16 protein-coding genes and 1 pseudogene are annotated in these 19,302 nt (G+C 67.7%); 16 read left to right on the top strand and 1 reads right to left on the bottom strand.

The window, feature by feature from the left end; translation table 11 throughout:
• Window positions 1–48: 48 nt before the first annotated feature.
• Window positions 49–2,295: a CocE/NonD family hydrolase gene (locus N5D20_RS09800; RefSeq protein WP_197579430.1), complete on the top strand. Its 2,247-nt coding sequence runs from the start codon at window positions 49–51 to the stop codon at window positions 2,293–2,295.
• Window positions 2,296–2,477: 182 nt separating this feature from the next.
• Here the strand turns inward: N5D20_RS09800 and N5D20_RS09805 are convergent, their stop codons facing one another.
• Window positions 2,478–2,903: a hypothetical protein gene (locus tag N5D20_RS09805; RefSeq protein WP_239684568.1), complete on the bottom strand. Its 426-nt coding sequence runs from the start codon at window positions 2,901–2,903 to the stop codon at window positions 2,478–2,480.
• 207 nt (window positions 2,904–3,110) lie between these two features.
• On the opposite strand from N5D20_RS09805, the gene flhB reads away from it, so the two are divergent.
• The 15 genes and pseudogenes from flhB to N5D20_RS09880 all read left to right on the top strand — a co-directional run bounded on the left by flhB (window position 3,111) and on the right by N5D20_RS09880 (window position 19,293).
• Window positions 3,111–4,241, top strand: coding sequence for a flagellar biosynthesis protein FlhB (gene flhB / locus N5D20_RS09810; protein WP_005416428.1), 1,131 nt, complete (start codon window positions 3,111–3,113; stop codon window positions 4,239–4,241).
• Window positions 4,242–4,285: 44 nt separating this feature from the next.
• Window positions 4,286–6,346 carry a flagellar biosynthesis protein FlhA gene (gene flhA / locus N5D20_RS09815; RefSeq protein WP_197579434.1) on the top strand — a complete coding sequence of 687 codons (2,061 nt, stop codon included), beginning with the start codon at window positions 4,286–4,288 and terminating at the stop codon, window positions 6,344–6,346.
• A 145-nt stretch (window positions 6,347–6,491) separates the two neighbouring features.
• Window positions 6,492–8,120, top strand: a complete 1,629-nt coding sequence (gene flhF, locus N5D20_RS09820) for a flagellar biosynthesis protein FlhF (protein ID WP_197579429.1) — start codon at window positions 6,492–6,494, stop codon at window positions 8,118–8,120.
• On the top strand, window positions 8,107–8,994 hold the full coding sequence (locus tag N5D20_RS09825; RefSeq protein ID WP_010482449.1) for a P-loop NTPase: 888 nt from the start codon (window positions 8,107–8,109) through the stop codon (window positions 8,992–8,994). Before flhF ends, N5D20_RS09825 begins: the two co-directional genes overlap by 14 nt.
• Entirely contained in the window at window positions 8,991–9,734 is a 744-nt protein-coding gene (locus N5D20_RS09830; RefSeq protein WP_010482450.1) for an RNA polymerase sigma factor FliA, read from the top strand. Before N5D20_RS09825 ends, N5D20_RS09830 begins: the two co-directional genes overlap by 4 nt.
• A gap of 57 nt (window positions 9,735–9,791) precedes the next feature.
• On the top strand, window positions 9,792–10,184 hold the full coding sequence (cheY, locus tag N5D20_RS09835; RefSeq protein WP_006365466.1) for a chemotaxis response regulator CheY: 393 nt from the start codon (window positions 9,792–9,794) through the stop codon (window positions 10,182–10,184).
• Window positions 10,184–10,789: a protein phosphatase CheZ gene (locus N5D20_RS09840; protein ID WP_049434710.1), complete on the top strand. Its 606-nt coding sequence runs from the start codon at window positions 10,184–10,186 to the stop codon at window positions 10,787–10,789. Before cheY ends, N5D20_RS09840 begins: the two co-directional genes overlap by 1 nt.
• 2 nt (window positions 10,790–10,791) lie before the next feature.
• Window positions 10,792–12,624, top strand: coding sequence for a chemotaxis protein CheA (locus tag N5D20_RS09845; RefSeq protein ID WP_197579428.1), 1,833 nt, complete (start codon window positions 10,792–10,794; stop codon window positions 12,622–12,624).
• Window positions 12,625–12,725: 101 nt separating this feature from the next.
• Window positions 12,726–13,466: a flagellar motor protein gene (locus tag N5D20_RS09850; protein ID WP_010482457.1), complete on the top strand. Its 741-nt coding sequence runs from the start codon at window positions 12,726–12,728 to the stop codon at window positions 13,464–13,466.
• Window position 13,467: 1 nt separating this feature from the next.
• Window positions 13,468–14,313, top strand: a pseudogene (gene motD, locus N5D20_RS09855) (flagellar motor protein MotD); the annotation flags it as partial.
• Window positions 14,314–14,488: 175 nt separating this feature from the next.
• Window positions 14,489–15,271, top strand: a complete 783-nt coding sequence (locus N5D20_RS09860; RefSeq protein WP_049444855.1) for a ParA family protein — start codon at window positions 14,489–14,491, stop codon at window positions 15,269–15,271.
• A complete protein-coding gene (locus N5D20_RS09865; protein ID WP_049434719.1) occupies window positions 15,268–16,473 on the top strand; it encodes a chemotaxis protein CheW in 1,206 nt (401 codons plus the stop codon). The genes N5D20_RS09860 and N5D20_RS09865 overlap by 4 nt, the downstream gene beginning before the upstream one ends.
• A 112-nt stretch (window positions 16,474–16,585) precedes the next feature.
• Window positions 16,586–16,894 carry an STAS domain-containing protein gene (locus N5D20_RS09870; protein ID WP_014037092.1) on the top strand — a complete coding sequence of 103 codons (309 nt, stop codon included), beginning with the start codon at window positions 16,586–16,588 and terminating at the stop codon, window positions 16,892–16,894.
• Entirely contained in the window at window positions 16,891–17,256 is a 366-nt protein-coding gene (locus N5D20_RS09875) for a response regulator (RefSeq protein ID WP_005409521.1), read from the top strand. The genes N5D20_RS09870 and N5D20_RS09875 overlap by 4 nt, the downstream gene beginning before the upstream one ends.
• A 45-nt stretch (window positions 17,257–17,301) precedes the next feature.
• Complete coding sequence (locus N5D20_RS09880) at window positions 17,302–19,293, top strand: chemotaxis protein CheA (protein ID WP_197579427.1); 1,992 nt, start codon at window positions 17,302–17,304, stop codon at window positions 19,291–19,293.
• Window positions 19,294–19,302 lie beyond the last annotated feature (9 nt).

Consider the following 19,302-nt stretch of genomic DNA (forward strand, 5'->3'; position numbering starts at 1 on the left):
CACGCCATGCGTGGATGAGCCGCTCCACCATCATCCAAGGAAGCGCCCGTGGCCCTACGCACCACCCTTGCAGGCTTGTTGCTGGCCCTTGCTGTTGGCCACGCTGCCGCCGCTGATCTGCCGTGGTCATTGCCAGCCGATGCTTCCCCGGCCCAGGTCGACGCTGCCCTGCAGGCTCTGGGCAAGGGGGTGCTGGAGTCCCCCAGCCTGACCGATGCACAGCGCGGCCACGCGCTGCTGGCGATGGGTCAGACGGCCGAAGCGCGGCAATCGATCCAGCAGGCGCGGGCATCGCTGGCAAGCGACGGTGATACCGCGGCGGTGCAGCGCTGGGTGCCCATGCTGCTGTTCGCCACCGCCGGCGAGCGGGACAACGCCGCTTATGCGCGTGCCTTCCACAGCACCTTCGCTGCCCTCGACGACGTCGCCGCGGTGCAGGCCGATGCCGCGCTCTCGGCTGAGCCGGCCCGGGCGCGCGCCCAGCTGGAGCAGGCCATCGCGGCGCAGGCAGGTGCCGCGACCGTATCCGAGGCCGTCGCCCTGGAACTGCTGCGTCTGCGGGCAGTACTGCGTGCACAGACCCTGGCCGCCGCAATGGCCCCCGCACTGGTCGCCGCAGAAGAGCAGCGTCGCTTCGTCATCGACGACACCCTGCGCATTCCCGCAGGCGGCGACGTGGTGCTGTCGGCCCAGTTGGCACGGCCACGCGCTGCCACTGCGCCGCTGCCTGCGGCCATGCTGTTCACCATCTACACCGATCCACCGAAGAACCGGCAGAAGATGCTGCTGGCCGCCGCGCATGGCTACGCCGGCATCGTGGTCGATGCGCGCGGCAAAGGCCAGGGCACGGGCACCATCGCTCCCTACGAACATGACGGCGAGGACGCCAACGCGGCCATCGACTGGATCAGCCACCAGCCATGGAACGATGGCCGGGTCGCCATGTATGGCGGCAGCTACGAAGGCTTTACCGCCTGGGCAGCAGCGCGCCATCACCATCCCGCATTGAAGACCATCGTGCCCTACGTTGCCGCCATCCCCGGCCAGGGCCTGCCGATGGAGAACAACGTGTTCCTGAGTGCCAACTACGGTTGGGCGTTCTATGTGGCCAATGGTCCGATGCTGGACAACGACACCTACGACCAGGACGAGCGCTGGTCGGAGCTGCCGCGCCGCTGGTATGCCTCCGGCCGCCCATACCGGCAGATCGACCAGGTCGACGGCACGCCCAACCCCTGGCTGCAGCGCTGGCTCGATCACCCGGCGTACGACGCTTACTGGCAGTCGATGGTTCCCTATGGCGACCAGTTCGACGACATCCGCATCCCGGTGCTGACCATCACCGGTTACTACGACGACGGCCAGATCTCGGCACTGCAGTACTTCAAGGAGCACCTCAGGCACCGCCCCGATGCCGACCACGCCCTGCTGATCGGTCCCTATGACCATCGCGGTGCGCAGTCGGCGCTCAAACCCATGGAGCTGCGCGATTACGCGGTCGACCCTGCCGCGCAGTTCGACACCCCGGCAGTCACCTTCCAGTGGTTGGACCATGTGCTGCGCGGCGCCCCGCGTCCGGCGCTGGTGCCCGACCGCGTGAATTACCAGCTGATGGGCGCCAACACGTGGGGGCATGCGGCAACGCTGGAGGCGGCTGCGGGCGATCGCCGCCGCTACCACCTCTCCGCCGATCAGGCATCATCCGATGGCTACCACCGCCTGCTGGAACAGTCGCCAGCCCCTGGCCACCTACGGCAGACCGTGGACCTGGCCGACCGCAACGAAATGCGGCACGGCTACTACCCGTTCCCGATCGTCGCGGCACAGGACGAAGCGGACACCGCGCTGGCCTTCGTCTCCGAACCGTTCATTGCACCGATGGATCTGGTGGGAAGCTTCTCTGGTGACCTGAAGGTGCGCATCAACAAGCGGGATTTCGATTTCACCGTCACCCTGTACGAGCTGATGGCCGATGGCCGCCGCATGCAGCTGTCCTACTACATGGGCCGGGCCAGCCACGTGCGTAACCCGAGCACGCGCCAGTTGTTGCAGCCCCGCCAATGGACCCACCTGCCCTTCGACCGCACGCGCATGGTCGCCCGCCGCCTGGCTGCAGGCAGCCGCCTGCTGGTGAAGGTGGACGTGCTGAAGGACGCCATGCATCAGGTGAACCACGGCACCGGCCGCGATGTCAGCGATGAATCGGCCGCCGATGCGGGCGCCCCGCTGCAGGTGGACTGGCACAGCGACAGCGTGCTGATGATCCCGCTGCAGGCGGTAACGCCGACCGGGTGACACCGCCGCCCCGCCATCACAGAACAGTTCTTGTGCACCCGGCAACCCCAGCCGTAGTGCCCGTGCGGCTGCATGACCTGCCGCGGCCGCGGGTGGAGCTGGCTACTGGCTTCAAAGCGCCAGAAGGTGGGGGTTGATGAACCCCCACGGCCGCGCACCTGAACCAGCCCGGAGTGAGCAAATCACTTCAGCGTGACCGGGTAGGGAGGAGCGAGCCTCGAGTTGTCGGAGACCGCAAAAGCGACTGACTGCAACCGCTGGCAAAGTGTTGAAAGCAGGGCCATGAACTCAGCATTGGCTGCCTCAGACCATGCTCGGCCGAATCTGAGAGTAAGGTGTATGGAGCTCACCGGGTCTCCATTCAGAGCGGACTCGAGCGAGTAGCGCTCACCATCCGAGAATGCACTTTGGACGCATCCAGGGAACACCAACTCCAATGATGCGATTACGGCCTGGGGACATCCAATATCCTGCACAGCCTCAACATTGGACAGGTCTTTTTCACCGGGGCCTTCCAGCTTCAAAACGACAATGTCAAAACTCATTGCTGCGATATCCCATCCTGCAATCCATTCAGCATCGCCCTTCTCTTCTGCGTGTCTGGCCATCATGCCTCATGTAGCTGCTAGCTGCCCCCCTGTACAGCAGCAGTTGAACGATCTTCCCCGCCCGCTGAATGCGTAAGCGCGCCAGCGCATACAGCACTGCGAACACCAGAATGAGCAGGAGCAGACACACAGTGCTGCCGTTCGCGACTGAAGGCTAGCGGCACGGTTCTTGCACGCACCCCGGCAACCCCTGCCGCAGTGCCCGTGATGTCCGAGAACGAATCCGCCGGCGAAAAGACCGAACAACCGACCGAAAAACGCCTGCGCGACGCCCGTGAACAGGGCAACCTGCCGCGCTCGCGCGAACTCGGCACCGCCGCCGTGTTCGGTGCCGGCGTACTGGCGGTGATGGCCATGAGCGGCTCGATCGGCCGCGGCGCCACGGCCTGGATGAAGCAGGCGCTCAGCCCCGAACAGAGCCTGCGGCAGAACCCGAAGGAACTGTTCGGCCACTTCGGCGACCTGCTGCTGCAGTTCATGCTGGTGATCGCGCCGCTGGTGCTGGTCTGCCTGCTGGCCAGTTTCGTCGCACCGCTGGTGATGGGTGGCCTGCGCTGGTCGCAGAAGGCGTTGCTGCCCGACATCAACCGCATGAACCCGATGAGCGGGCTCAAGCGCCTGTATGGCCCGGAGGCCATCGCCGAATTCACCAAATCGCTGCTGCGCGTGGCCTTCGTCGGCGTCGCCGCGGGGCTGGTGGTCTGGACCGGCTTCGACACCCTGCGTGGGCTGATCCACCACCCGCTGGAGACCGCCATCACCGACGGCCTCGGCTTCACCCTGCGCCTGCTGCTGGCCACCGCCGGCGCCATGCTGGTGCTGGCCGCCATCGACGCGCCGTACCAGCGCTGGAACTGGATGCGCAAGCTGAAGATGACGCGTGAAGAGCTGCGCCGGGAAATGAAGGAAAGCGAGGGCAGCCCCGAGGTCAAGGGCCGCATCCGCCAGCTGCAGCAGCAGATGGCCAACCGCCGGATGATGGAAGCGGTACCCACCGCCGACGTGGTGGTGGTCAACCCCACCCACTACGCGGTGGCCCTGAAGTACGAAGGTGGTGCCATGAACGCCCCGACCGTGGTTGCGCTGGGCGTGGACGAGACCGCCCTGCGCATCCGTGAAGTGGCCGACGGCAACAAGGTCGCGATCGTCTCCGCCCCGCCTTTGGCACGCGCCTTGTATCGGGAAGGCCAACTCGGAAAGGAAATCCCCGTGAGACTGTATTCGGCCGTCGCCCAGGTCCTGTCATACGTCTACCAGCTGCGCGCCTGGCGCACTGGCCCGATGCCGGACGCCCCGCACATCCAGGTGGATGAATTCGGCAAGGGAGGCCGCCCGTGAGCGCCCAGCCCTCCACCGGTTTCAACACCCGCCGCGCCCTGGAAATGATCCGTCAGGGCCTTGGCGCACCGCTGATCGTGCTGGCCCTGCTGGCCATGGTCGTGGTGCCGCTGGCCGCGCCGGTGCTCGATGCGCTGTTCACCTTCAACATCGCCATCTCGCTGATGGTGCTGCTGGCGGTGGTCTACGTGAAGCGCCCGCTGGACTTCACCATCTTCCCGATCGTGCTGCTGATCACCACCATGCTGCGGCTGGCACTGAACGTGGCGTCCACCCGCGTCATCCTGCTCAACGGCCAGAACGGCCACGACGCCGCGGGCAAGGTCATCGCCGCCTTCGGCGAATTCGTGATCGGCGGCAACTACGCGGTCGGCATCGTGGTGTTCGCGATCCTCACCATCATCAACTTCGTGGTCATCACCAAGGGCGCCGGCCGCGTCTCGGAAGTGACCGCGCGCTTCATCCTGGACGCCATGCCGGGCAAGCAGATGGCGATCGACGCCGACCTCAACGCCGGTTTGCTGACGCGTGAAGAAGCCAAGCTGCGCCGTGAAGAAGTCCGCGAGGAAGCCGACTTCTACGGCGCAATGGACGGCGCCAGCAAGTTCATCCGCGGCGACGCCATCGCCGGCATCCTGATCCTGTTCATCAACATGCTCGGCGGCCTGGCCGTGGGCGTGCTGCAGCATGGCATGCCGTTCGGCGACGCCGCCGCCACCTACACCCTGCTCTCCATCGGTGACGGCCTGGTGGCGCAGCTGCCGGCACTGCTGGTGTCCAGCGCGGTGGCAATGCTGGTCACCCGCGCCTCGCGTTCGCAGGACATGGCCCAGGCCATGACCGGCCAGGTGTTCGGCCAGTACCGCGCACTGGCGATCACCGCCGGCATCATCGGCGTGGTCGGCCTGGTGCCGGGCATGCCCAACGTCGCCTTCCTGACGCTGTCCGCGATCCTCGGCTTCATCGCCTGGAAGGTCTACCGCAAGGGCAAGACCGCCGCCACCGATCCGGCAGCCGCAGGCAACGACGCCGCCGCACTCAATGCGCTGGGCCGCCCTGCCGCGCCGGCACCGACCGCCGAGCTGAGCTGGGACGAGCTGCGCCCGGTCGATCCGCTGGGCCTGGAGGTCGGCTACCGGCTGATTCCGCTGGTGGACAGCAACCAGGGCGGTGAGCTGATGGCGCGCATCAAGGGCGTGCGCCGCAAGCTGACCCAGGACGTGGGCTTCCTGATTCCCTCGGTGCACATCCGCGACAACCTGGAGTTGCCGGCCAATGGTTACCGCGTGCTGGTGCACGGCGTGCCGGTGGCCACCGCCGAGATCCATCCGGACCGCGAACTGGCACTGGACCCGGGCAGTGCGCTCGGCACGCTGGAAGGCATCGCCGGCAAGGACCCCGCGTTCGGCCTGGATGCCACCTGGATCCAGCCGCACCAGCGCGCCCAGGCCGAAACGCTGGGCTACACGGTGGTCGACCCGGCCACCGTGGTCGCCACCCATCTGTCGCACCTGATCCGCGAACACGCACCCGAACTGCTCGGCCACGAGGAAGTGCAGCACCTGCTGGCCAACCTGGCCAAGAGCGCGCCCAAGCTCGTCGAAGATCTGACGCCGAAGGCGCTGCCGCTGTCGGCGGTTGTGCGCGTGCTGCAGAACCTGCTGGTCGAACGCATTCCGATCCGCCAGCTGCGCAAGATCGCCGAAGCACTGGTCGAACACGCGCCGAACAGCCAGGACCCGGCCGTGCTGACCGCCGCCGTGCGCACCGCACTGGGCCGTTTCATCGTGCAGGAGATCGCCGGAATGTCGGCGGAACTGCCAGTGTTCACCCTCAACCCGCAATTGGAACGTGTCTTGCAGGAGTCCACGCAGGGCAACGGCGCCGCGCTGGAACCCGGACTCGCAGAGCGACTGCACCAGAGCCTGGCCGAATGTGTCAGCAAGCAGGAAGCGCGAAACGAGCCGGCGGTCGTGCTGGTACCGGGCCCGGTGCGCGCCGCGCTGGCGCGTCTGGTCCGCCACAGCGTCCCGTCGCTGTCGGTCCTGGCCTACAGCGAGGTACCGGAGGACAAGCGACTGAAGCTGGTCGGAACGATCAGCTGACGCCGCCCACCGATGCGCCAGAAAACAGACACCACTTTCGAACCAACGCAACAGACAGACACCAAGGGGAACCCGCACCGTGCAGACCACCGACCACCCGAGTTCTCCGACCGCCCCCCCGCCGTCTTCGTCCCGTGACCACAGCATGAAAATCAAACGATTCGTCGCCGCCGACATGCGCTCGGCCATGAACCTGGTGCGCAAGGAACATGGTCCTGACGCCGTGATCCTGTCCAACCGCCGGATCGAGGAAGGCATCGAGATCGTCGCCGCCGCGAACTATGACGAGAGCGCCGTGCAGCGTGCACTGGAAGCCTCGCGCCGTGACGTCGCTCCGCCGCCGGCACCCAAGCCGCGCACCGCCGCCGACGCGGTGATCGCCGCCGTCACCCGCCGCCGCAGCAGCACCCCGGCGCCGGAACCGGTCGCCGCCACCACCTCGGCTGTGGCCGCCCTCGCCCGCGCCGCGGTCGGCGCCACTGGCCGCACCCTGGACAGCGCCGACGAGATCGTGCCGACCCGTGGCAGCACCGGCTTTGCCGCCACCCTGGCGCGCGCCGCCGTCAACGAACCGGCGCTGCCGGAACAGATCTTCGCCCCGTTCGCCGAGGCCATCGTTGCACCGGCATCGGCACCGGCCGCCAGCGCGCCAGCCAACCGTGCCCGCTTCCAGATCGACCCGCCGCACGAGATGCATCACGAAAGCGCGGCCCCCGCCGTGCAGCCGCCGCCGCTGCCGGGCGCGGCTCCGACCGAAGCACAGCCGGAGATCGCCGCCAGCGAACCGGCAGTGGCCGACGCCGTCATCGAAACCTCGCCGGAGCCCACCCTCGCCCCGGCCCCGGTGCTGACCGTGGTCGCCCAGGACGACGCCGAGATCCGCCAGCTGCGCCAGGAAGTGGCCGGCATGCGCCAGGTGATCGAGCGCGAGATGAACCGCTTCACCGACGAGCGCCTGCGTGGCTGCCCGGTGCGCGCCACCGCGCTGGACCTGATGGACGAGTACGGTTTCGACGCCGGCCTGGCCCGCGATGTGGCCATGCAGATCCCGCTGGAGACCGAAGCCCACCGTGGCCGCGGCCTGATGCTTGGGCTGATTTCGCGCAAGCTGCCGATCGCCCCGGTCGACCCGCTGGAAGAAGGCGGCGTGATCGCCCTGGTGGGCCCGACCGGCGCCGGCAAGACCACCACCATCGCCAAGCTGGCCTCGCGCTTCGCCGAGAAGCACGCGCCGCGTGATGTCGCCCTGGTCACCACCGACACCACCCGCATCGGTGCCCGCGAGCAGCTGTACGGTTACGGCCGCCAACTCGGCATCGCGGTGCACGAGGCCAACAGTGGCACCGACCTGGACCAGCTGCTGGAACGCCTGAAGGACTACAAGCTGGTGCTGATCGACACCGCCGGCCTGGGCCCGCGCGACCGCGCACTGGCCGCCCAGCTGCAATGGCTGCGTGCCGCCCGCCAGGTGCGCACCCTGCTGGTGCTGCCGGCCAATACCAGCTTCGGCGACATGGACGAGGTGGTCCGCCGCTTCGGCGCCGCCAACCTGCAGGGTCTGGTGCTGAGCAAGCTGGACGAGACCGGCCGCTTCGGCAACGCCCTGTCGGTGGCCGTGGACCATGCCCTGCCGATCACCTGGGTGACCGATGGCCAGGACGTTCCGGAGGACCTGCACCGGGCCAGTGCGGCCAATCTCGTACTTCGCCTTGAAGATTTGCGCCGTGCGGCCGATATGCCCTGCAACCCGGAGTTGAACCATGCCGTCGCGTGAGTACGCCAAGCTGACCAAGACCTTCCCGCTGTCGGCCACCCGCAGCGAGCCGCTCGGCCCTGTGCGCACCATTGCCGTCACTGGCGGCAAGGGCGGCGTGGGCAAGACCAACGTTTCGGCCAACCTGGCCGTGGCGCTGGCCGGCATGGGCAAGCGCACGCTGCTGCTGGACGCCGACCTTGGCCTTGCCAACATCGACGTGATCCTGGGCCTGAACCCCACCTTTACCCTGGCCGATCTGGTCGCCGGCCGCTGCACGCTGGATGACGTCATCGTCGAAGGCCCGAACGGCGTGCTGGTGGTCCCGGCCGCGTCCGGTCGCCGCCACATGGCCGAGCTGGCCCCGGCCGAGCACGTCGGCCTGGTCAACGTGTTCTCCGAACTGGAACGCGAACTGGACATCATGGTGGTGGACACCGCCGCCGGCATCACCGATGGCGTGCTGACCTTCTGCCAAGCCGCACAGGACACCGTGGTGGTGGTCTGTGACGAGCCGGCCTCGATCACCGACGCCTATGCGCTGATCAAGGTGCTTTCGCGCGAGCGCGGCGTGGACCGCATCCAGGTGGTGGCCAACATGGTGCGCGACCCCAACGAGGGCCGCGTGCTGTACGAAAAGCTGACCCGGGTCTGCGAGAAATTCCTCGCCGATGTCTCGCTGAACTATCTGGGCTGTGTGCCACAGGATGACTGGCTGCGCCTGTCGGTGCAGCGCCAGCAGCCAGTGGTAAAGGCCTACCCGTCCAGCCCGGCCGCGCTGGCGATCACCGAGATTGCCCGCCGCACCGCACGCTGGCAGGCGCCGACCGAACCGCGTGGCGGCGTCGAGTTCTTCCTCGAGCGTATCCTCAAGCAGCGCGGGGTGGCCGCATGAAAGGCGCAGCCCAGTACCGGGAAGTCCAGCGCACGGCGGCCAACGAGGTCATCGCCCAGCATTCGGACCTGGTGCGGCGCATCGCCCACCACCTGGCCGCACGCCTGCCGGCGAGCGTCGAGGTCGACGACCTGATCCAGGCCGGCATGATGGGACTGATCGAAGCCTCGCGCAGCTATGACGCCGACCAGGGGGCTTCGTTCGAGACCTACGCCTCGATCCGCATCCGCGGTTCGATGATCGATGAGATCCGCCGTGGCGACTGGGTGCCGCGCTCGGTGCACCGCCGTGCACGTGATGCCGCCGCCACCATCCGCCGCCTGGAACAGAGCAGTGGCCGTGCCGCCAGCGCCACCGAAGTGGCCGCCGCGATGGAGATGCCATTGCCCGAGTACCTGCGGCTGATGGAAGACGCTGCCCGTGGCCAGGTGCTGAGTCTTGAATCGCGCATCGAGGACCAGGGCGAGCTGGACACCGTGGCCCAGGGCGGCCCGACCCCGCAGCAGGTGCTGGAGCGCGGCGAGTTCGGCCGCGAGCTGGGCAAGGCCATCGGCCACCTGCCCGAGCGCGAACAGCTGGTGCTCTCGCTGTACTACGAGCAGGAACTGAACCTGAAGGAGATCGGCGCGGTGCTCGGTGTGAGCGAGTCGCGGGTCTGCCAGATCCACGGCCAGGCGGTACTGCGCCTGCGTGGCCGGCTGAAGCTGTTCGAGGCCGCCGACGCCGGCCTCGAAGAATGAACATCCCCGAGGCGGCTGCCCCCGGCCGTCCGGAATGAACAACAAAGGAATTCTGCTTTGAACAAGAACATGCGCATCCTGATCGTCGACGACTTCTCGACCATGCGTCGAATCGTCAAGAACCTGCTGGGCGATCTGGGCTTCACCAATACCGCCGAAGCCGAGGACGGGCATGCCGCGCTGTCGCTTCTGCAGAGCCAGCCGTTCGATTTCGTGGTGACCGACTGGAACATGCCGGTGATGACCGGCATCGAGCTGCTGAAGGCGATCCGCGCCGACGCCAAGCTGAAGACGCTGCCGGTGCTGATGGTCACCGCCGAAGCCAAGCGCGAGCAGATCATCGAAGCGGCCCAGAGCGGCGTCAACGGCTACATCATCAAGCCGTTCACCGCGCAGACGCTGGAAGAGAAGCTGGGCAAGATCTTCGAACGCCTGGCGGCCAGCGCCTGATGGATACCACGGTCGACAAGAACGCCCTCGCCCTGCGCCTGCAGGAAGCCCTGGACGCGCTGGAGTCCGGTGACGAAGCCGCCTGGCGGCAACGCATCGACGGACTGGTCGCGCTGCGCACGCAGCCGATGATGAGCGGTCTTTCGCGGCTGGCCCGCGAGCTGGGACAGGCGCTGGGTGAACTGCCGACCGTGCCGAGCGAAGCCGGCGAGCTGGACGATGCCTGCGCGCGCCTGGACCACGTGGTGGCGATGACCGAACAGGCCACGCACCGCACCCTGGACCTGGCCGAGGAATGCCGCAACCTGACCGAACAGCTGCGCGCCGAAGGCCTGCAGCCGGGCCAGGACGCGCAGCTCGAGCGCATCCGCCACAACCTGACCGAGATCGCCCTGACCCAGAGCTACCAGGACCTGACCGGGCAGATCATCCGTCGCGTGGTCGGCATCGTCCGCCGCGTGCACGAAGGCTTCGGCGCGCTCGGCCTGCCGCCGGAACAGCATCGCACCGACCCGGAACTGGCCGGGCCGGCACTGAAGGGACTGGACCGCCACGCGGTCTCGCAGAACGACGCCGACGACCTGTTGTCGGATCTGGGGCTGTAAGCATGAGCGCGGTATCCGACGACATCACTGCCGATTTCATCATCGAGGCACAGGAAATCCTGGATCGCCTCGGCGAACAGCTGGTGTCGCTGGAGCAGGCACCGCAGGACAGCGATCAGCTCAACGCGGTGTTCCGCGGCTATCACACGCTCAAGGGCGGCGCCGGCTTCCTCGGCGTCACCGCCATGGTGGAGCTGTGCCATGCCGCTGAAGAAGCGCTGGGCGCCGCGCGTGCCGGCCAGGCAGTGCTGCAGGCCCATCACTTCGACGCGGCCCAGCAATCGCTGGACTACCTGCAGTCGATGCTGGATGCAGTTTCCTCCGGCACCGAGCCGGGCTATGCGCCGCCGGACCTGATCGCCCAGTTCGACGTGCACGGCGGTGCCGTGGCGGCACCCGCCGCCGCAGCAGCACCCGCCGCGGGTGGCAGCGACCTGATCACCGACGACGAATTCGAGGCCCTGCTCGACCAGCTGCATGGTGGCAACGCTCCGACCGCGGTCGCACCGGCGAAGAAGGCCGACGACGGACTGATCAGCGAAGACGAGTTCGAAGCCCTGCTCGACCAGCTGCACGGTGGCGCCGCACCGGGCACCAAGCCTGCTGCCGCCGTGGCACCGGCGCCGGTTGCAGCCCCGCGCCCGGTCGCCACACCGGCACCGGTGGCAAAGCCGGCCGCCAAACCGTTGGCCGAGGCCGAACATACCGTACGCGTAGACACCAAGCGCCTGGACGCGATCGTCAACCTGATCGGCGAACTGGTGCTGTCACGCAATCGGCTCAAGACCCTGCGTGCACGCCTGCGCGATGAAGAGCTGGACCGCGCCGTGTCCACACTGGACATCGCCACGGCCCGCCTGCAGTCGGCGGTGATGCGTACCCGCATGCAGCCGGTGGGCAAGGTGTTCTCCCGCTTCCCCAAGGTGGCCCGCGACGTCGCCCGCTCGCTGAAGAAGGAAGTGGACCTGGAACTGATCGGCGCCGAGACCGAGCTCGACCGCAACCTGGTCGAAGCGCTGGCCGACCCGCTGGTGCACCTGGTCCGCAACGCCATCGACCATGGCGTGGAAATGCCCGACCTGCGCGAGGCGCAGGGCAAGCCGCGGATGGGCCACGTGCGGCTTTCGGCGCAGCAGGAAGGTGACTACGTCAGCATCGAGGTGCAGGACGATGGCGCCGGCATCGACCCCGAAAAGCTGCGCGCCAAGGCACGCGAGAAGGGCCTGATCGATCCGGAAGCGGCTGCGCGCCTGAGCAGCGAGGAATGCCTGCACCTGGTGTTCCTGCCGGGCTTCTCGACCAAGCAGCAGGTCACCGACATCTCCGGCCGCGGCGTCGGCATGGACGTGGTGCAGTCACGCATCCGCGAACTGAGCGGCCAGATCCAGATCCAGTCGGAGCTGGGCCGTGGCAGCCGCTTCCTGATCCGCGTGCCGCTGACCCTGGCGATCCTGCCAACCCTGCTGGTGCAGGCCGGCGAGGACGTCTACGCGCTGCCGCTGGCGCGCGTGATGGAAGTGCTGCACGCACCGCGCACGTCGCTGGGCTGGTTCGATGGCCGTGCCGTGCTCGACCGCCGCTCGCACACCCTGCCGCTGGTCGATCTGCGCCAGTGGCTGGATGTGACGCCGGCCGCCTCGCCCCTGCTGACCATCGTGGTGCTGCAGGCCGGCGAAGCGCGCTTCGGGCTGGTCGTGGACCAGGTGCGCGGGCGCGAGGAAGTGGTCATCAAGCCGCTGCCGAAAGCCCTGCGCGGCCTGCGTGGTTATGCAGGTGCAACCTTGATCGGCGATGGTCGCATGGCCCTGATCCTGGACGTGGACGGACTGCGATGACCCACGCCGGGCGTCGCCCGGCGACCCGAAAACTGTGACTACCGTCTGTACGCGATCTACCGGTGTCTCAAGTCCCATTCATACACGCCGATACCGGAACCATGGATAGACTCAGCCTCATTGGACTCTTTCTCGCCCTGGCCTCGCTGGTCGGTGGCAGCATCCTCAAGGGCGCCGGCCTGGCGTCGTTGTGGTCGCCTGCGGCGTTCGTGATCGTCATCGTCGGCACCGTCGCCGCGATCCTGCTGCATACCTCGCCGGCGGTGTTCAAGCATGCGTTCAAGATCGTGCGCTGGGTCGTGCGCCCGCCGCACAGTGATCGCCGCGAACTGATCCAGCAGATCGTCGAGTGGAGCAACATCGCCCGCCGCCAGGGCCTGCTGGGCCTGGAGTCGCAGGTGGAAGCGCAGCAGGACCCGTTCCTGCGCAAGGGCCTGCAGCTGCTGGTCGATGGCGTTGAACCCGAATCGATGCGGCACATGCTGGAAATCGAACTGGGCAGCCAGGAGCATCAGGACCAGGCCGGCGCCAAGGTCTTTGAAGCGATGGGCATCTACGCACCGACCCTCGGCATCATCGGCGCCGTGCTCGGCCTGATCGCGGTGATGAAGAACCTGGCCGACCCGAGCAAGCTCGGCCACGGCATCGCCGCAGCGTTCACCGCCACCATCTACGGCATCGCCTCGGCCAACCTGCTGTTCCTGCCGGTGGCCGCCAAGCTCAAGAGTGTGATCTCGCACAACACCCGCGACCGCGAAATGGTCATCGAAGGCCTGATCTCGATCGCCCAGGGCGAGAACCCGCGCAACATCGAAACCAACCTCTCCGGCTTCCTGCACTGACATGGCCCGCCGCAAGCACCACGAAGAGCACGCCAACCACGAAGCATGGGCGATTCCCTATGCCGACCTGATGACGCTGCTGCTCGCCTTTTTCGTGGTCATGTACGCGATTTCCTCGGTCAACGAGGGCAAGTATCGGATCATGGCCGACGCGCTGACCGATGCCTTCGGCGGCGCACCGCGCACCATCAATCCGGTGCAGGTGGGTAACAAACAGGTGCAGGGGGGCGGCTGGGACAGCCCCTCGGTGATCAAGTCCGGCACCAAGATCGGACCCTCAGCGCCTGCACCGTCGCACGACCCGACCCTGCTGCCATCGATGGCCTCGCAGATGCGCATGCCGGTGTCGGTGCACAACCAGGAGCAGATCGCGCGCGCCGAGCGCCAGCTCAACAGCATCGCCGACCGCCTTACCGCTGCACTGGCGCCGTTGATCGACCGCGGCATGATCAGCGTGCGCCGCACCGAGCTGTGGATCGAAGTCGAAATCAACAGCGACATCCTGTTCCCCACCGGCTCGGCCGCGCTGGACGTGCATGCACGGCAGACCCTGGCCAGCCTGGCCGAGGTGCTGCGTGACGTGCCCAACAGCGTGCGCGTGGAAGGGCACACCGACAATGTACCGATTGCTACCGCCACCTTCCCTTCAAACTGGGAACTGTCGGCCGGCCGCGCGGCCAGCGTGGTGCACCTGTTCGCCGACCAGGGCGTGCAGCCGTCGCGGCTGGCGATGGTCGGCTACGGCCAGTTCCGCCCGCGCGAAGAGAACGACAGCGCGCAGGGCCGCAACCGCAACCGTCGGGTGATGGTCATCATCCTGGCCGACACCTCGCATTCGGTGGACCCGCTCGGCCAGCGCCTGAACGCAGCCACCGGCGCCACCGACAGCACCGCTACCGAACAGGCCGCCGCAACTCCGGCCAGCGCCCCCACCTCTCCCATCGCACCGGTGAAGTTGCCGCCGGTGCCGGCTGGCAGCCGCGTCGGCGCCGCCGTTCCCCCGGCAATGAAGGAGTAAACCGATGCGCATCTGGGCAGTCGCCAACCAGAAGGGCGGAGTCGGCAAGACCACCACCACCCTCGCCCTCGGCCGTGGCCTGGCCGCGCTTGGCCATCGCGTGCTGCTGATCGACCTCGATCCGCACGCCTCACTCAGCCGCGCCTTCGGCGTGCCGGTGGATCCGCCGCCGGCCGGCGTGCTGGAACTGTTCGGCGCACCGCCGGCCGATCTTTCCAGCCTGTGCCATGCCAGCAGCATCCACGGCCTGGACTATGTCTGTGCACAATCCGCGCTGGCCACATTGGAACGCCGCAGCGCCAACCAGCCCGGCCTCGGCCTGGCCCTGCAGAACGCGCTTGCCCGCCATCAGGGACAGCACGACTACATCCTGCTGGACTGCGCACCCACCCTCGGTCTGTTGATGATCAACGCACTGGCCGCGGCCGACCGCCTGATCATTCCCACCCAGGCCGAGCCGCTGGCTCTGCATGGCCTGGATGGGATGGTCCGCACCGGAGAGATGGTCGAGCGTTCACGCCGCCGCCCGCTGCCGATCTCGATCCTGCCCACCCTGTTCGACCGCCGCACCCGCGCCGGCAACGAGTCGCTGCGCACGATGCAGGATCGTCACGGTAGCCGCGTGTGGGAAGACGCGATTCCGATTGATACCCGCATCAGCAACGCCGCCGGCCTGACCCTGCCGAGCGTCGGCGAGGACTACCCGGGCCGCGGCCTGGCTGCCTACCGCCGCGCCCTGAACTGGATTCTCGGCGAGGACGCCCGTGCCCTGGAGCAGGCCGCATGAACAGCACCGGCGTACTGGACGACTATCTGGACGAACTGCTGGGCGAAGCGATCGCCGTGGCGCCACCGGCTGCACCGCCGCCGGCCAGCGACGAAGCGTGCCCGGCGATTGCAGCGGACGCCGAACGCGAGCCGACCTGGGACGATCTTCCGGCCGAAGTGATCTACGAGACCGACACCGCGGCCAACACACTGATCGAGGACGACGCTGCGCTGGAAGCTGCATTCGAGGCCGCTGCTGGCGCGCCCGAGCGCGAGCCGACCTGGGACGACCTGCCGGCCGAAGTGATCTACGAAACGGAGACTGTTGCTGCTGCCCCGGCAGAGGACAACGCAGCACTGGAAGCCGCTTTCGAGGCCGCCGCAACGCCTGTCGCCGCTCCCGAGCGCGAACCAACCTGGGATGACCTGCCTGACGAGGTGATCCACGAGACGCCCCCTGCTCCGACCGCCGCCAAGGCAGGTCCGGAGCCCACCTGGGACGACCTGCCGGACGAAGTGATCTACGAGACCGATACGGCCGACAGCCATCGCCTCGCCCACACCGACAGCCCCGGCCTGCAGGCTGCATTCGAGGCCGCAGCAGGCGGTGAGGACGTTCCTGCGCCGCCACCGGCCGTAGTCGCAGCACCCGCTCCAGCGGCACGCACCGATGCCGCGCCGCCACCGCGCGTGGCCGTGGACGCACCAGCAGGCAACCGTCCGAACAGCTGGCAGGAACTGCAGGCACAGGCACATCGGCCCGCCAGTAGTCCGCATCCGCAGAACCGACGCGCCGGCGAGCGCACCTCGCGCTGGCTGCGCCTGCGCTGCGGCACCCAGGCCTATGCACTGGAACTGCTGAAGGTGCAGGAAGTGGTGCTGCCGGTGCCGCTGCTGCCGTTGCGCGGCACCGCACCGGCCATGCTCGGCATCATGAACCTGCGCGGCCAGGTGGTACCGGTGATGGATCTCGGCCTGCACCTTGGCGCGGCGGCCGCTGAAGACGACTCACAGACCCGCATCGTGGTCCTGGAAGAAGACGGCGAGACCATCGGCCTGCGCGTGTCTGCGGTGGAAGATGTCGCCAACCTCACCGATTCGCAGATCGAACCGCCCGATACCGCGCGCATCTGCCAGATCTCCAACGACCTGTTCCGCGGCGTCGCCCGGGTCAGCCAGCGCCCGATGATCCTGCTGGATGCCACGCGGCTGTTGAGCTGAGTCGGCGCTTTGCGCCGACGCGTTGCCTGTCGGGGACGCACCGCGTCGATTCCCCTAAAGAACCCCGCCGGGGTGCCGTTATGGATCACGGAACCGTTTGTCCGGAGCAACGATGAGCACTGTCGAACTGGGTGGGGATCTCGGCATCGAGAGCACCACCGAGCTCAAGAACCGCCTCGCCCCGCTGGTGGCGCAGGCAGGCGAGCTGACCCTGGATGCAAGCCAGGTCGCCCGCATCCACACGGCCGCCGTGCAGGTGCTGTGTGCGTTCGTGCAGGCCCGCCGCGAGGCAGGTCTCGGCACCGGCTTCCACGGTTGCACTGCAACCTTCCGTGACGCCGCGCGCCTGCTGGGCGTCACCCAGGCCCTGGGCCTGGACGTAACCCATGACAACCTGAAATCTGTGGAGAACGCTGCATGAGCGCACGTATCTTGGTGGTGGACGATTCGGCGTCGATGCGCCAGATGGTTTCCTTCGCCCTCACCTCGGCCGGTTTTGCCGTCGAAGAAGCCGAAGACGGCGCGGTCGCGCTCGGTCGCGCCAAGGGCCAGCGCTTCAATGCGGTGGTCACCGACGTCAACATGCCGAACATGGACGGCATCGCGCTGATTCGCGAACTGCGCCAGCTGCCGGACTACAAGTTCACCCCGCTGCTGATGCTGACCACCGAATCGGCCGCCGACAAGAAGTCCGAAGGCAAGGCCGCCGGCGCCACCGGCTGGCTGGTCAAGCCGTTCAATCCCGAACAGCTGGTCGCCACCGTGCAGAAAGTGCTGGGCTGATCGCCCGCCACCGCTCCCCCTCTTCGCTTCCGGACCACCACTGCCATGAGCATGGACCTGCAACGCTTCCACGCCACCTTCTTCGAGGAGAGCCGCGAAGGCCTCGACGCGATGGAGGCTGGCCTGCTGGCCCTGGAATCGGGGCAGCAGGACGCGGAGATCATCAATTCGGTGTTCCGCGCCGCCCACTCGATCAAGGGCGGCGCCGGCACCTTCGGCTTCGATACGATCGCCGGCCTGACCCACGTGCTGGAAACGCTGCTCGATGAACTGCGTGCCGGCAAGCGGGCGCTGGAAGGCCACGCGGTCGACGCCATGCTGTCCTCGGTGGACGTGCTGCGCGCCCTGCTTCGCGAAGCCGAACACGGCCAGGCTGCCGATCCGGCTGCAGTCGCTGCGGTGAAGGCGCGCCTGGAAGCGGTCCTTTCCGGCCAGGCCGCACCGAGCGCCCCCGCTGCCGTCGCGGCCAAGGTGGACGATACGCCGGAAGCCTGGCAGATCGGCTTCACCCCGGCACCGTCGCTGTTCATGAGCGGCAACGACCCGCTGCGCATCATCCGCGAGCTGGAACACCTCGGCTCGCTGCAGGTGGCCGCGCGCATGGAACGCCTGCCGGGGTTCGCCCAGCTCGACCCGCTCGAGGCCCACCTGGCGTGGGACCTGGGTCTGGTCGGCAAGGTGCCGCGCAGCAAGATCGAAGACACCTTCGCCTGGGTGCTGGACGACTGCGAACTGGACATCCGTCCGGCCGCACCGCCGAGCCTGGCTACACAGGCGCCCGTTGCAACCGCCCCTTCCACACCGGCTGCCGCCGCACCAGCGGCGCCCGCTGCGCCCGCCACCAGCGGCGGCGCCAGCCAGGAAGCCGAAACCTCGATCCGAGTCAGCGTCGACAAGGTCGATGCGCTGATCAACCTGGTCGGCGAACTGGTCATCACCCAGGCTATGCTCAAGCAGGTCTCGCACGCACTGGACCCGGTCCACGCCGAGAGCCTGTTCGCCGGCCTGGACCAGCTGGAACGCAACACCCGCGACCTGCAGGAAGCCGTGATCGGCGTGCGCATGCTGCCGGTCGACGCGGTGTTCCGCCGCTTCCCGCGCCTGGTCCGCGACCTGTCCAGCCGCCTCGGCAAGCAGGTCCGCCTGCGCACCGTCGGCGAAGGCACGGAACTGGACAAGGGCCTGATCGAAAAGATCGCCGACCCGCTGGTACATCTGGTGCGCAACTCGATCGACCATGGCCTGGAAATGCCCGACGTGCGTCGTGGCGCAGGCAAGGACGAGACCGGCACGATCACCCTGGCCGCCTCGCATCAGGGCGGCCACATCGTCATCGAAGTCAGCGACGACGGTCGCGGCCTCGACCGCGCCAAGATCCTGGCCAAGGCCCACGAACGCGGCCTGGCCGTGCCGGACAACCCGACCGATTCGCAGGTCTGGGACCTGATCTTCCAGCCTGGCTTCTCCACCGCCGATGCAGTCACCGACCTGTCCGGCCGCGGCGTCGGCATGGACGTGGTCCGCCGCAACATCCAGGCGCTGGGTGGCGAGGTGCAGATCGAAAGCAGCCTTGGTGCTGGTACGCGCACGCTGATCCGCCTGCCGCTGACCCTGGCCATCCTCGATGGCATGACCGTGGCCGTGGCCGGCGAAACCCTGATCCTGCCGCTGGCCTATGTGCTGGAAGCATTGCAGCCGCAGCCCGAGGACATCCGCAGCATGGCCGGCGAAGGCCGCGTACTGCGCGTGCGTGGCGAGTACCTGCCGATCCTGTCGCTGAGCGAGTACTACGGCTACGGCAACCGTGCGCCTGGCAGTGAATCGCTGGTGGTGGTGGTCGAAGGCGATGGCCAGAAGATCGCATTGGAAGTGGACGAGCTGGTCGGTCAGCAACAGGTGGTGGTGAAGAACATCGAGAACAACTACCGCCGCATCGGCGGGGTGTCCGGTGCCACCATCCTCGGCGACGGCCGCGTGGCCCTGATCGTCGACATCGGCGGGCTGGTGCGCTCGCTGCGGATGCCGCAGGCCGCCTGATTCACACCG

This window comes from Stenotrophomonas sp. GD03877 (assembly GCF_029840555.1).
In the GTDB taxonomy this organism is placed as follows: Bacteria; Pseudomonadota; Gammaproteobacteria; order Xanthomonadales; family Xanthomonadaceae; genus Stenotrophomonas; species Stenotrophomonas geniculata.

What these genes read in the sequence shown, in the direction of transcription:
- flhA (WP_197579434.1), top strand. Translation starts at nt 4,286, where the DNA reads ATGATCCGTCAGGGCCTTGGCGCACCGCTGATCGTGCTGGCCCTGCTG.
- N5D20_RS09840 (WP_049434710.1), top strand. Translation starts at nt 10,184, where the DNA reads ATGGATACCACGGTCGACAAGAACGCCCTCGCCCTGCGCCTGCAGGAA.
- N5D20_RS09830 (WP_010482450.1), top strand. Translation starts at nt 8,991, where the DNA reads ATGAAAGGCGCAGCCCAGTACCGGGAAGTCCAGCGCACGGCGGCCAAC.
- N5D20_RS09880 (WP_197579427.1), top strand. Translation starts at nt 17,302, where the DNA reads ATGAGCATGGACCTGCAACGCTTCCACGCCACCTTCTTCGAGGAGAGC.
- flhB (WP_005416428.1), top strand. Translation starts at nt 3,111, where the DNA reads ATGTCCGAGAACGAATCCGCCGGCGAAAAGACCGAACAACCGACCGAA.
- N5D20_RS09870 (WP_014037092.1), top strand. Translation starts at nt 16,586, where the DNA reads ATGAGCACTGTCGAACTGGGTGGGGATCTCGGCATCGAGAGCACCACC.
- flhF (WP_197579429.1), top strand. Translation starts at nt 6,492, where the DNA reads ATGAAAATCAAACGATTCGTCGCCGCCGACATGCGCTCGGCCATGAAC.
- N5D20_RS09845 (WP_197579428.1), top strand. Translation starts at nt 10,792, where the DNA reads ATGAGCGCGGTATCCGACGACATCACTGCCGATTTCATCATCGAGGCA.
- N5D20_RS09865 (WP_049434719.1), top strand. Translation starts at nt 15,268, where the DNA reads ATGAACAGCACCGGCGTACTGGACGACTATCTGGACGAACTGCTGGGC.
- N5D20_RS09860 (WP_049444855.1), top strand. Translation starts at nt 14,489, where the DNA reads ATGCGCATCTGGGCAGTCGCCAACCAGAAGGGCGGAGTCGGCAAGACC.
- N5D20_RS09805 (WP_239684568.1), bottom strand. Translation starts at nt 2,903, where the DNA reads ATGGCCAGACACGCAGAAGAGAAGGGCGATGCTGAATGGATTGCAGGA.
- N5D20_RS09850 (WP_010482457.1), top strand. Translation starts at nt 12,726, where the DNA reads ATGGATAGACTCAGCCTCATTGGACTCTTTCTCGCCCTGGCCTCGCTG.
- N5D20_RS09825 (WP_010482449.1), top strand. Translation starts at nt 8,107, where the DNA reads ATGCCGTCGCGTGAGTACGCCAAGCTGACCAAGACCTTCCCGCTGTCG.
- N5D20_RS09875 (WP_005409521.1), top strand. Translation starts at nt 16,891, where the DNA reads ATGAGCGCACGTATCTTGGTGGTGGACGATTCGGCGTCGATGCGCCAG.